The organism is Pseudorhizobium halotolerans, from assembly GCF_902153235.2.
GTDB lineage: Bacteria > Pseudomonadota > Alphaproteobacteria > Rhizobiales > Rhizobiaceae > Neorhizobium > Neorhizobium flavum.
The window spans coordinates 1,052,352-1,064,897 of record NZ_CABFWE030000005.1 but is presented as its reverse complement, the minus strand read 5'-3'; the positions used below and the strand labels follow the sequence as shown (position 1 = coordinate 1,064,897).

Annotated in this window: 11 protein-coding genes and 1 other RNA gene; all 12 read left to right on the top strand. The window is 62.4% G+C overall.

Annotated elements, in window-relative coordinates; genetic code table 11:
* The first annotated feature begins 233 nt into the window (after positions 1 to 233).
* The 12 genes from FN060_RS10190 (at position 234) to FN060_RS10135 (ending at position 12,534) form a co-directional block, all read left to right on the top strand.
* Positions 234 to 974, top strand: a complete 741-nt coding sequence (locus tag FN060_RS10190) for a J domain-containing protein (protein ID WP_052638734.1) — start codon at positions 234 to 236, stop codon at positions 972 to 974.
* Positions 971 to 1,738: an N-acetylmuramoyl-L-alanine amidase gene (locus FN060_RS10185; protein WP_077546627.1), complete on the top strand. Its 768-nt coding sequence runs from the start codon at positions 971 to 973 to the stop codon at positions 1,736 to 1,738. Before FN060_RS10190 ends, FN060_RS10185 begins: the two co-directional genes overlap by 4 nt.
* Before the next feature lie 235 nt (positions 1,739 to 1,973).
* A complete protein-coding gene (locus FN060_RS10180) occupies positions 1,974 to 2,519 on the top strand; it encodes a lytic transglycosylase domain-containing protein (RefSeq protein WP_077546626.1) in 546 nt (181 codons plus the stop codon).
* Between the two features lie 89 nt (positions 2,520 to 2,608).
* On the top strand, positions 2,609 to 3,796 hold the full coding sequence (locus tag FN060_RS10175) for an NAD(P)/FAD-dependent oxidoreductase (RefSeq protein ID WP_142587932.1): 1,188 nt from the start codon (positions 2,609 to 2,611) through the stop codon (positions 3,794 to 3,796).
* Positions 3,797 to 3,805: 9 nt separating this feature from the next.
* A complete protein-coding gene (locus FN060_RS10170; protein ID WP_142587931.1) occupies positions 3,806 to 4,996 on the top strand; it encodes an NAD(P)/FAD-dependent oxidoreductase in 1,191 nt (396 codons plus the stop codon).
* A 56-nt stretch (positions 4,997 to 5,052) separates the two neighbouring features.
* Positions 5,053 to 5,481: RNase P RNA component class A (rnpB, locus tag FN060_RS10165), an RNA gene on the top strand.
* Positions 5,482 to 5,890: 409 nt separating this feature from the next.
* Complete coding sequence (gene mraZ / locus FN060_RS10160) at positions 5,891 to 6,322, top strand: division/cell wall cluster transcriptional repressor MraZ (protein ID WP_142588463.1); 432 nt, start codon at positions 5,891 to 5,893, stop codon at positions 6,320 to 6,322.
* A 14-nt stretch (positions 6,323 to 6,336) separates the two neighbouring features.
* Positions 6,337 to 7,365 (top strand): 16S rRNA (cytosine(1402)-N(4))-methyltransferase RsmH, encoded by a 1,029-nt coding sequence (gene rsmH / locus FN060_RS10155; RefSeq protein WP_142587930.1) that lies wholly within the window; start codon positions 6,337 to 6,339, stop codon positions 7,363 to 7,365.
* Positions 7,365 to 7,835: a cell division protein FtsL gene (ftsL, locus tag FN060_RS10150; RefSeq protein WP_142587929.1), complete on the top strand. Its 471-nt coding sequence runs from the start codon at positions 7,365 to 7,367 to the stop codon at positions 7,833 to 7,835. Before rsmH ends, ftsL begins: the two co-directional genes overlap by 1 nt.
* The gene (locus FN060_RS10145; RefSeq protein WP_142587928.1) at positions 7,835 to 9,580 is read left to right on the top strand and encodes a peptidoglycan D,D-transpeptidase FtsI family protein; all 1,746 of its coding nucleotides are present in this window, start codon (positions 7,835 to 7,837) and stop codon (positions 9,578 to 9,580) included. The genes ftsL and FN060_RS10145 overlap by 1 nt, the downstream gene beginning before the upstream one ends.
* A 63-nt stretch (positions 9,581 to 9,643) precedes the next feature.
* Entirely contained in the window at positions 9,644 to 11,104 is a 1,461-nt protein-coding gene (locus FN060_RS10140) for a UDP-N-acetylmuramoyl-L-alanyl-D-glutamate--2,6-diaminopimelate ligase (protein ID WP_142587927.1), read from the top strand.
* Entirely contained in the window at positions 11,101 to 12,534 is a 1,434-nt protein-coding gene (locus tag FN060_RS10135) for a UDP-N-acetylmuramoylalanyl-D-glutamyl-2,6-diaminopimelate--D-alanyl-D-alanine ligase (protein WP_142587926.1), read from the top strand. Before FN060_RS10140 ends, FN060_RS10135 begins: the two co-directional genes overlap by 4 nt.
* Positions 12,535 to 12,546: the final 12 nt, after the last annotated feature.

The following is a 12,546-nucleotide window of genomic DNA, read 5'->3' as shown; positions in this document are numbered from 1 at the left end:
TGTGGATAAACACCGTAGTACATGTTCGAAAGGCAGGCATGTCGCGAAACGCATGAGTTCCACATTGAACACGTAGACCTTCTGCCGAGTGAATAATTAGAAACCGTGCATGAAAGTGAAGCGGCAGCGATTGTAGGAATCAGGCGTACTGTTCGGGAAAGATGAACATAGTTTAATCTTTTCCGGGTACCCGACAATCTTGCACCCGAGCCCGTAATCTGGTCATTTGTCGTATGTTCTTCGATTTTTCCTGCTTCCAGATTTCTTCCCTTTGGGACCGGCTCCTCGGCGCAATCGGCGATACGGCCGGAAGTGCGCTTGGGCGCGTGGTCGAAGCCATACGGACACTCTTCGAAGGTGACCCCGAGACGCGGCGCCAGGTCTCGTTCTCGGTCGCCATCATCGCGCTCTCCGCCAAGATGGCGAAGGCAGACGGCGTGGTGACCGAGAAGGAAGTGGACGCCTTCCGACAGATCTTCGATTTTCCCGAAGAGGAGGCTCGCAACGTTGCGCGCCTCTACAACCTGGCGCGCCAGGACATTGCGGGCTTTGAAGCCTATGCCTCCAAGCTCGCCAACCTCTGTGGCAGCGGTGACGAGAACTGCCCGATGCTCGAGAACGTCATCGACGGCCTGTTTCACATCGCCAAGGCCGATGGCCTGATGCATGAAGGGGAGCTAGCCTTCCTGGCGCGGATTGCGGAGATCTTCCGGATCGACGAAGAGCATTTCCGGCGGATCATGGCCCGTCACGTGCATCTGGAGGGTCGCGATCCCTATCTGGTGCTTGGCGTGTCGCCGACGGACGAACTCTCCGAGATTCGTCGGATCTATCGCCGCCTGGCTTCTGAACATCATCCCGACCGCCTGATCGCACGCGGCGTGCCGGCAGCATTGCATGCCGCTGCCAATGAACGTATGGCAGCGCTCAACGCGGCCTTCGCCGCGATCGAGAAAGAGCGCCGCGCTGCATGAACCACTTCGCTGCCGACCATGTCGGCGCAACGGTTATTCCCTCACCGAATTTCGGGCCACGCGCCGGCGCGCGTGAGCCAGACGTGATCGTCCTGCACTATACCGGCATGCCGGACCACGAGCAGGCCTTGTCGTGGCTCTGCAATCCCGACAGCCAGGTCTCGAGCCACTACTTCATCCACGAAGACGGACGCATCGTACAGCTCGTACCGGAGTCGGAGCGCGCCTGGCATGCGGGAAAGAGCTGCTGGGGCGGCGAAAGTGATGTTAACTCCGCCTCTATCGGCATCGAGATCGCCAATGCCGGACATCCGGCCGGTCTTCCCGAATTCCCGACGGCGCAGGTCGATGCCTTGATTAGATTGTGTCGCGATTGCGGCCGGAGGTGGCAGATTGCCCCGGAACGGATCCTTGCTCACTCCGACGTGGCGCCGATCCGCAAGCTCGATCCGGGAGAAAATTTTCCCTGGGGAAGACTTCACGCCGAGGGGGTAGGACACTGGGTACAACCGGCGCCGATCGGTGGCGGCCGGTTCTTTCAGCTTGGCGAAGTGGGGCAACCCATCGAAGCCCTGCAGTCCATGCTCTCCCTCTATGGTTATGATGTTGAGATCAATGGGAGTTTTGACCAGCGGACGAAGGGTGTCGTCGAGGCTTTTCAACGGCATTTTCGAACCGAGCGCGTCGACGGGATCGCCGATATCTCAACCATCGATACGTTGCACCGGTTGCTGACGTCACTGCCAAGATACAACCGGGCGTAACGTCTACAGGGCACGCTGGTTCCGTAGCGCAATCGTAAAATAATTCCCGTGCCACATCATTTCCTCAATGAGCCGTTTTAACCGGGCTCATCAACGTGGTCGCCGCCAATGGACGGGGGGATCACAAAACATCAATGACTTGGGATGCTTCCCGCTGTCGCTGCGTCTGACGGACGTGGTGCGCAGATGCCGATCCGTGGCCGGAGCATCCCTGATCCGGAGAATTCTTCCAGACATGAATAGATCGATTGTTGCTCTCGCGGCGTGCTTCACCATGCTTGTTGCCCTTCCCCAGGCGTCCTTCGCTGCGGAGGAAAAGACCAAGTCGAAGACCGTCGCGCTGGAAACGAAGGTCAGCAAGCCGGGATATGCTTCGCCGAAGAACGCCGTCTCGGATGCCGCGCATGCCGGCAAGCCCTATTCGAAGATCATCGCCAAGTACGCCAAGGCCTACGGCGTGCCAGTCGATCTCGCCCACGCGGTGGTCCAGGTCGAGAGCAACTTCAACGCCAAGGCGCGCGGCAGTGCCGGCGAAGTCGGGCTGATGCAGATCAAGCCGGCGACGGCGCGCATGATGGGGTACAAGGGCAGCGTCAAGAACCTCTACAATCCGGAAACCAATATTCAGTTCGGCATGAAGTATCTCGCTGCCGCCCATGAACTCGGCGGCGGCAAAACCTGCGGCACGATCCTAAAATACAATGCCGGCCACGGCGCGAAGCGCATGAACCCTATTTCCAAGCGCTACTGTGGCAAGGTCCAGGCGATCCTGTCCTCCTGAGGTGCCGCGCTTTCCGCTGGCAAACTGATTCCGGAAACGGCTAGAACCGCCGACGAGAACATCGTTTTCCGGAATCGAAGCAGACGGACATGGCAGCGCATTTCAAGTACATCGTCATCGGTGGCGGCATGATGGGTGCCGCCGCGGCCCGCCACCTCTCCCAGCGTGTCGACGGTGTCGCGCTGATCGGCCCGGGAGAGCCCGCCGACTACCGATCCCATGACGGGGTCTTTGCCAGCCACTATGACGAGGCCCGAATCACCCGCCGGTTCGATGCCGATCCGCTCTGGGCAAGCGTCGCGCAGCGAGCGATCGACCGCTACCGGGAGATCGAGGAGGGCAGTGGTATCCGCTTCTTCTCCGAAGCGGGATGCCTGTTTGCTGGACCCGAGCCCAGATCCCATGCCGACTATCTCCAACGCGCGACCGACGTCGCCACGTCTACGGGCCTGGAGATCGAGAGGCTGACGTCCGGCGAACTCCAAAGCCGCTTTGCGCAGTTCGACTTTCCGTCCCATCTGATCGGCTATCACGAATTGTCGCGGGCCGGTCACATCAATCCGAGAGCGCTGGTGCGTGCGCAAATTGCACTGGCGAAGCGCGGCGGCGCGACGGTGCTGGATGCGCATGCGACATCGGTGCGGGAGGAGGGCGGCCGGGTCGAGGTCATTGCCGGCGGTGAGACCTTCCATGCCGATCGTGTGCTCGTTGCTGCGGGCGCCTTCAGCAACCTGAATGCTCTCCTGCCCCGTCCTTTGCAGGTGCGCGCGGCGCCGCGAACGGTGGTCTTCTTCGAACTCGACGAGCAGGCAATGACTGTGTTCGGCACCATGCCGTCCACTATCGTCTTCACGGAGCGCGAAGAGGATCATGTCTATATCCTGCCGCCCGTCCGCTACCCTGACGGAAAGACCTATCTCAAGCTCGGTGGCGACATAGAGACTGGCGATCTGGCACGCCCGGAAGAGTTTCGCGCCTGGTTCGGGTCCGATGGCAATCCCGAGGAACGCCAGCGGCTGGTCGACACTGCGCTGCAGCTGATGCCGGCCCTCAAGGGACGACCGACATCGTCTGCCGCCTGTGTCGCGACATTCACGCCGACAGGTCGTCCCTATGCAGGCTTCGTGGAATCGTCACGTATCGCGGTCCTGACCGGCGGCAATTTCGTCGCCGCGAAATCATCCGACGAGCTGGGACGGCTCGGTTCGTTCCTTCTTCTGGAAGGGGGCTTAAGCGAAGACGACTACGGAAGCCTGATGACGCCACTCTTTCGGTGAGCCCTCGACATGCAAAGCTACAGATACATCATCGTCGGCGCGGGCATGATGGGGACGGCTGCCGCCCGCCATCTGTCGGGGTGGACGGATGGGGTCGCGCTGATCGGGCCGGACGAGCCACTAGATCACTCCGCGCACGAGGGCGTCTTCGCCAGCCACTACGACGAGGCGCGGATCACCCGCACGATCGACTCTGACCCAATTTGGGCCTGCCTGGCCAATCGTTCGATTGCCCGCTATCGGCAGATCGAATGCGATTCGGGCATAGACTTCTACACGGAGACCGGCTGCCTCATCGTCGGCCCGCGACGAGTCGAGGGGAACTCCTATATCGGCGAAGTTCTGGCCGCATCGGAGCGGCTGGGCGTCGGTGTTGCTCTCCTCGACGACGTGGACCTAACGCGCACCTTTCCGTTCTTCGCCTTCCCCAGCAGAAGCGAAGCAGTCTGGGAAGCAAGGAATGCGGGACATATCAATCCGCGCAGGCTGGTACGGGCGCAGACGCTGCTTGCGGAGCGGCAGGGCTGTGCCCTGATCCGCCAGACCGTTGGCGGGATACGCGAAGAAGGCGATCGCGTCATCGTTGCGACGGAAAGCGGCGAGCAATTCATGGCGGATCATGTTCTGGTGGCCGCCGGTGGCTTCTCGATCAATACGGCGCTGCTACCGCGGCGTCTCGACCTCAAGGTCTTCGCCCGGACCGTCGCATTCTACGAGGTGGACGAAGCGGCGGTGCAGGAGTGGGGGAGCTTTCCTTCGCTGATCTGGAAATGGAGCGAGGAGGATGACGGTATCTACCTCCTGCCGCCCGTCCGTTACCCCGACGGCAAGATCTACCTGAAGATCGGCGGTGATCCGAATGACCTTCTGCTCGAGCGGGAGAGCGACATCCGTGCCTGGTTCCGGTCGGGTGGCCGGACGAGCACGCATCGGCACCTAACCGGGGTGATGGAGCGGCTCATGCCGGCGCTTGATCTTTCGCGCACCTCCATGGCGGCCTGCGTGACCTCCTTCACGCCAACCGGCTATCCGGCCATCTCATGGTCCGAGTCGAAACGGATCGGTGTGCTCGCAGGCGGCTGTGGTGCCGCGGCCAAGAGCTCCGACGAAATCGGGCGGCTTGGAGCCGAACTCCTCTTCCAGGGAGCCATCAACGACAACGGCTATGGCGTTGACTTCGAGGCCGCATTCCGCAGATGACCGGCTGCTGCCGTTTCTTCTGGCGTTGCGTTGCCAACTCCATTATCTGGGGGCGGCCAGTTGGCCGGGCAGCCGCGCTTCACCAATGCCGAAAGGCGGTGAGGTGAGGAAAGTCCGGGCTCCACGGAAACACGGTGCCGGATAACGTCCGGCGGGGGCGACCCCAGGGAAAGTGCCACAGAAAGGATACCGCCCCGCCTGCTGTCCCGCTCCCAATCGAGCGGCAGAGCTGGCGGGGTAAGGGTGAAAGGGTGGGGTAAGAGCCCACCGCGTCGCTGGCGACAGGGACGGCATGGTAAACCCCACCGGGAGCAAGACCGAATAGGGATGACGTGGGGCGCGCAAGCGCCTACAGCCGGTTTCCAGGCCAGTCATCCGGGTGGGTTGCGCGAGGCGATGTGCAAGCACCGCCCCAGATGAATGGCTGCCACGTTCCGGTTCGCGCCGGAGCCATACAGAACCCGGCTTACAGGCCAACTGGCACCTCTTTCCCTTGACGTCGTCCTGACGCAGTTCCCAGGTGCGGGCCTTGCTCAAGGCTTTCCTGAAATTCGTTCCTAAACATAGGCTTAGAAGGGTCGAGGGTGGGGCTTACGAGCCTCTTGAGAACCTCTTTCTCCGCATTGCGAACTAACCCTTTGTTAAACTTAACAGCTCATAAATAAACGATGTTGCGGCCCTGCTGCGGGGCCTCTTCCCATTGACGCCCATGTGGTCCCATGCTATCCCATAACCGTACTGTTCAAGGGCGAATGACTGCCCGCCAATCACAGAGTTTGAGGCGTTTCAACGGGCGGAGTTCCATCCGCTTCGCTGGCGAAGCTGTGTCTGGTTCAGTCGTGTGCGAGGGGCGATTTGTCGTCCCCGGGAGTAGCGAGGCGGATGTCGGGCGTCATGAGCCGCTTCCTGTCGAATGCCACGAACCGGATCGATTCGAAGGGGCGGGTTTCCGTCCCGGCGAGCTTCCGTTCGGTTCTGGTGGAGAGGGGAATTCAGGAGCTTTACTGTCTCCAGGATTTTATCTTTCCGGCGATCAGCATTGGTGGACCGGATCTGCTCGATCGGTACGAGCGGCAGATCGCGTCTGTCGATCCCTTCTCGCCGGAGGCGAACAGGATGTCGCTGCTGGTTCATGGTGGCGGCGTCTTCATGAGGCTCGATGCGGAGGGCCGGCTGATGGTCACGGATTTCATTCGCGACTTCGCGGGAATCAGCACGGAAGTCACTTTCGTGGGGCGCTCGGATCATTTTCAACTGTGGCAGCCGCAGGCGTTTCACGAGGCGCAGGCGGCGGCAAGAGCAGGACGCGTTCCGCGTCCTGCCTAGGACGGGGGATCGGAATGGCGGCGAATCTTGGTGGAGGCGTGCCCGAAACCGAAGGCGGACCGGTTCGCCACATTCCTGTTCTTCTCCCGGAGGTGATGTCGGCCCTCGACCTGGCGCCTGGTCAGATCGCCCTGGACGGTACTTTCGGTGCGGGCGGATACACTTCGGCTATGCTCGATGCTGGCGCCCAGGTCATTGCGCTCGATCGCGATCCGACCGCCATCGCCGGCGGCCGTGAATTGGTGGCTGCAAGCGGCGGCAGGCTGACTCTGATCCGGTCGCAGTTCTCCCGCCTCGCGGATCATGCGCCCGCCAGCGGGCTGGATGCCGTCGTGCTCGACATCGGCGTCTCCTCCATGCAGATCGACGAGGCCGAACGCGGCTTCTCCTTCCAGAGGAATGGACCGCTCGACATGCGCATGTCGGCCGAAGGCGTATCGGCCGCCGATGTGGTGAACCGGGCCAAGGTCGGAGACCTCATCCGGATATTTGGATTCCTGGGCGAGGAAAAGCAGGCCGGGCGGATCGCGCGGGCCATTGAAAAGCGTCGTTCTTCGGAACCGTTCACGACCACGCGCGATCTGGCCAACCTCATCGAGAGCGTCAATCCGCGCAAGGCCAAAGACAAGATCCATCCTGCCACGCGCGTCTTCCAGGCCCTGCGCATCTTCGTCAATGACGAACTCGGTGAACTGGCGCAGGCGCTGTTCGCGGCGGAGCGCGCGCTAAAGCCGGGCGGTCGGCTCGTGGTGGTGACCTTCCATTCGCTCGAGGATCGGATCGTCAAGAAATACTTCTCCGATCGTTCCGGCAAGGCGGCGGGCTCCCGCCACATGCCTATGGTGGTCGAGAAGCCCCCGATCTTCGAGCCGGTCGGCAAGGGCGTAGTTAGCGCTACGGAGGAGGAGGCGGAACTCAATCCTCGGGCGCGCTCCGCCAAGCTACGGGCAGGGCGCCGCACGGATGCGCCGGCCCGCGCGGCGGACATGGGCATTTTCGATCTGCCGGATCTCGCCAGCCTCGCGAAGATGGGAGCCGCCTGATGCTGAGAAGCCTCGACCTCGTTCTGATCGGCGTAATGACCGCCGCGGCCGTTGTGACCTATACCATCAAGCACCGGGCCGACGACAAGCTGCAGGAGGTGCGGCGCCTGGAGGCCGAGATCGTCCTTGAAAAGGATACGATCGATCTGCTGAAGGCGGATTGGGCGTTGTTGACCCAGCCGAACCGGCTGGAGCGACTGATCTTAGCGTATCAGTCGGAGCTGCAACTGGTGCCGACGCAGCCGACTCAACTTGCCATGCCTGTCGAACTGCCCATGCCGCGATCGCAGCTGCCGATGCCGGAAACGACGATCGAGGAATTGATCGCCAGCGCCGGTGGTGAAGTCGCTGCCGCCATCAAGGGCGTGGACGCGGCAAGGAATGCGGCCCCTTCAAACGGAATTCCCGTGCCGATCCCGCGAGGAGGCGTGCCCCTGGATGCAATCTCAACTGGATCGGTGAGGCGCTGATGTCGTTTCTCTCGCGCATCATGGTGTTGAAAAGTCGCGCACACCTGTCGACGGGGAGCCGCCGCAGCGCGGCCGTGTCGGGTGACAACACGTTCGAGGGCGTCGGCAAGCGAAAGGCCGCGCAGGCGCGCAATCGTGTCGGGCTGATCATCGTCGGCTTTGTCGCCGTGTACGGCGTCATCGGTGGCCGGTTGGTTCAGTACGGAGTGGCGCAACCGGAGATCACCTCCAGCATCATGCCGGCAGACAGGCTGATGGCTTCCCGTCCCGATCTTCTCGATCGCAACGGCGAGGTGCTGGCGACCGACATCCGCACCGTCTCGCTCTACGCGGAGCCGCACAAGATCGTCGATGCCGACGAGGTCATCGAGAAGCTTGCTACTGTCCTGCCCGATCTCGACGCCAAGTCGATCTACGGGAAGCTCTCTTCGAAGTCGCATTTCCAGTGGCTGCGTCGCCAACTGACGCCGAAGCAGCAGAGCCAGATCCTCGCACTTGGGATTCCCGGCATCGGCTTCCGGCCCGAGAAGCGGCGGTTCTATCCCGGTGGCGCGACCGCCGCCCACGTGGTGGGCCACGTCAACATCGACAACCGCGGCGTTGCAGGCATGGAACGGTATGTCGACAGCCAGGGCCTTGCCGATCTGGCAGCGGTCGGCATGACGTCCGACCAGCCGCTGGAGCCGGTTCGGTTGTCCATAGATCTCCGGGTGCAGTCGATCGTGCGGGAGGTGATCTACTCCTCCATCGACAAGTACCAGGCTGTGGGTGCAGGGGCCGTCGTCCTGGACGTCCATACCGGGGAGGTCATCGCGATGGCATCCGCTCCGGACTACGATCCCAACACCCCGGCGGCGGGTGCAGAGGAAGGTTGGCTCAATCGGATGTCGAACGGCACGTTCGAGATGGGATCCACCTTCAAGGCTTTCACCACAGCGATGGCGCTCGACTCTGGCAAGGTCAAGATGACCGATAGCTTCGATGCCCGCTTTCCGATCCGCATCGGCGGCTTCACGATCAAGGATTTCCACGGCAAGGGCCGGATGCTGACGGTTCCGGAGGTCTTCCAGTATTCCTCCAACATCGGGACCGCCAAGATGGCCGACGTGGTTGGCATAGAGGGACACAAGGAGTTCCTGACCCGGCTCGGCCTTCTGACCCGGACGCAGACCGAACTGCCCGAGGTGGCCATGCCCAGTCAGCCGCGGGAATGGAAGAAGATCCACTCGGTCACGATCTCCTTTGGTCACGGCGTTTCCACGACGCCGCTGCAGACGGCCGTTGCCGTTGCTGCGCTGGTGAATGGCGGCAAGCTCATTCCGCCGACCTTCCTCCCGCGGACCCGGGACGAGGCGGATGTCGTGGCGCAGAGGGTGATGAAGGAATCGACGAGCGAAGACATGCGCTTCCTGTTCGACTGGAACGCCACCAAAGGTTCAGGCAAGCGCGCGCTGGTCGAGGGCTTCAACGTCGGAGGCAAGACGGGAACCGCCGAGAAGGTGGTCAACGGTCGCTATTCGAACGAGAAGAACTTCAACGTCTTCATCGCCGCCTTCCCGATTCACGAGCCGCAATATGCCGTGCTTACCTTCATCGACGAGCCGAAGACCGGAGAGGGCGGAGGGCGCACAGCCGGCCTCAATGCTGCCCCGATGGTACAGGACATCATCAGCAGGTCAGCGGCGATTCTCGGTGTAAAACCACGCTTCGGCGAGGATGGTTCGGCCCTTTTGGTATCGTATTAGGCGATAATGATTCACGGGCGATTCGAGAGAGTGCCCGCCTGACCAATGATGAGAGTACCGCTGATGAAGTTACGCGACCTGGCCGGCGATGATTTTCCGGAGATCAGCGAACTGCTCGCCGGAGCGACGGGCGACATCGAGATCGGCGGCATCTCTGCCGACAGCCGGAAGGTTGAGCCCGGCATGCTTTTCGCGGCGCTGCCTGGGACGAAGGCTGATGGTGCTCGCTTCATTGCCGACGCAGCGCAACGCGGTGCGGCTGCGGCTGTCGCAGGTCAGACGATCGATGCCTCGGTACCCGTCCTGACCCTCTCCAATCCGCGCCGCTTTCTGGCTTTGGCTGCCGCACGCTTCTACGGAGCCCAGCCGGCCACCATGGTCGCCGTCACCGGGACCGCCGGCAAGACGTCCGTCGCCTCCTTCACCCGTCAGATATGGGCACATGCCGGCCATCCTGCCGCGCAGATCGGCACCACCGGCGTGGTTTCGCCGACCCGCAACGACTATGGATCCCTGACGACGCCGGACCCGGTTGGGCTCCATGCGCTGCTGGCGGAACTTGCGGCCGAAGGTGTGACCCACGCCGCCATGGAAGCATCCAGTCACGGGCTCGATCAGTGCCGGCTCGACGGCGTGCGCCTCGCGGCGGCCGGGTTTACCAATCTCGGCCGCGATCACATGGATTATCATCCGACGATCGAAAGCTATATGGCCGCGAAGATGCGGCTCTTCGATACGCTGCTGTCGAAAGGTTCGCCGGCGGTCATCTTTGCGGATGACGAATGGTCGGCGGACGCGATCCGCGTTGCCGGTAAATCGCAGCTTCAGGTGCTGACCGTCGGCCGCAAGGGAGATTACCTCGCTCTCAAGCGCGTGGAGCACTTCCGCCACAAGCAGACTGCCGAGATCCATTTCGGTGACGAGATCTTCGAGGTCGATATTCCTCTAGCGGGCGACTTCCAGGTGGCAAATGCACTCGTGGCTGCGGGTCTGGCGATATCGACCGGCACGCCGGCTGCGGTTGCGATGGCGGCGCTGGAGAAGCTGCAAGGCGCCTCCGGACGCCTGGAGCTCGTGGGGCAGACACGCGAAGGGGCCTTGGCCTACGTGGATTATGCCCACAAGCCCGATGCGCTCGAGAATGTCCTGTCGTCCGTGCGACCCTTCACCACCGGGCGAGTCGTGGTCGTTTTCGGATGTGGCGGCGACCGTGACAAGGGCAAGCGCCCTATCATGGGCGAGATCGCTACACGGCTGGCGGATGTTGTGGTCGTAACTGACGACAATCCGCGTTCCGAGGTCCCGGAGGTCATCCGGTCCGAAATCCTGGCGGCGGCGCCTGGTGCCACCGAGATCGGCGACCGCGCGGCGGCGATCCGCCATGCCGCCTCGCTTCTGAAAGCGGGTGACACCCTCATCGTCGCCGGCAAGGGGCATGAGGAGGGGCAAACGATCGGCGACCGGGTCCTGCCGTTCTCCGACCACCTGGAACTGCGTAAGGCACTGGAGGAGATGACATCTTGAGCTGGCTCTGGACCTGCGATGCAATGGTTGCCGCAATGGAAGGGCGGCCGGTGGGTACGCTTCCGGAGGGTATCACCGGCATCTCGATCGACAGCCGTTCGATAGCCCCCGGGGAAGCCTTCTTCGCCATCAAGGGCGATCACGTCGATGGTCATGACTTCGCCAGTATCGCCGTGGCAAACGGGGCCTCCCTGATTGTGGTGAGCGAGGCGAAGCTGCCGGCCATGGGGCGGTTGACCATCCCGATGATCGTCGTGGAGGACGTGCTGGCGGCGCTTGGAAAGCTCGGCGTCGCCTCTCGTGAGCGGAGCCGCGCCCAGATCGTCGCGGTAACCGGCTCGGTCGGCAAAACGACAACCAAGGAGATGCTGCGGCACGTTCTCGCACCGTCCGGCAAGGTGCATGCGGCGGTTGCTTCCTTCAATAATCATTGGGGGGTGCCGCTGACGCTGGCCCGCATGCCCGAGGAGGCGCAGTTCGGCGTCTTCGAGATCGGCATGAATCATCCGGACGAAATCCGCCCGTTGGTGAAGATGGTGCGACCCCATGTGGCCATCATCACCACGATCGCCGCCGCCCATCTCGGTCACTTCCGCAATCTCGAGGAGATCGCGGCCGCCAAGGCGGAGATATTCGAAGGTCTGGAACCCGGCGGGGCAGCGATTCTAAATCGCGACAACAAGCAGTTCGCTTTCCTCGAGCAGCGGGCCCAGGAGGTCGGCGTCGGCCGCATCTATACGTTCGGTCAGCATGCCAAGGCAGACTTCCGGCTGGCCGATTTCGAGGGCAACGCGCAAAGCTCGACCGTCTGGGCGACGCTCAGCGGCGAGACGGTGGAGGTGGAGATCGGCACTCCGGGCAGGCACATTGCGGAAAACGCCATGGCTGCACTCGGCGCTTGCACGCTGGTTGGTGCGGATCTCGGCAAGGCCGTCGCTGCACTGGCAGAACTGCGACCGGTCAAGGGCCGTGGCGAGCAGCACAGGCTCGGTATCGGCGAAGGCATCCTGACGCTGATCGATGAAAGCTATAATGCCAACCCGGCGTCCATGCGTGCCGCGATCGCGCTTCTTGCCGCATCGGAGCCAGTCGCGTCCGGGCGGCGCATCGCCGTGCTCGGCGACATGCTGGAAATGGGGGAGTTTTCCGCCAAGGTCCACGAGGAACTGGCAGGCCCCATCCTTGCAGCCGGTATCGAGCATGTCTGGCTTGCGGGCGCTGAAATGGCGGCCCTTCGGGATGCGCTGCCGGAGAGCGTGCATTGCGAGTACCGGTCGACGACGGAAGAGCTTCGGGATTTTGCTGTGCGCGCCGTCAAGCCGGGTGACGTGGTCATGGTGAAGTCGTCCCTCGGCATCGGTTTCGGAAAGATCGTTTCTGCGCTTATTGACAATTATCCGGCAGTCTCCGAGACGGAGCGCCAACTTTAATTCGGCTTCTAG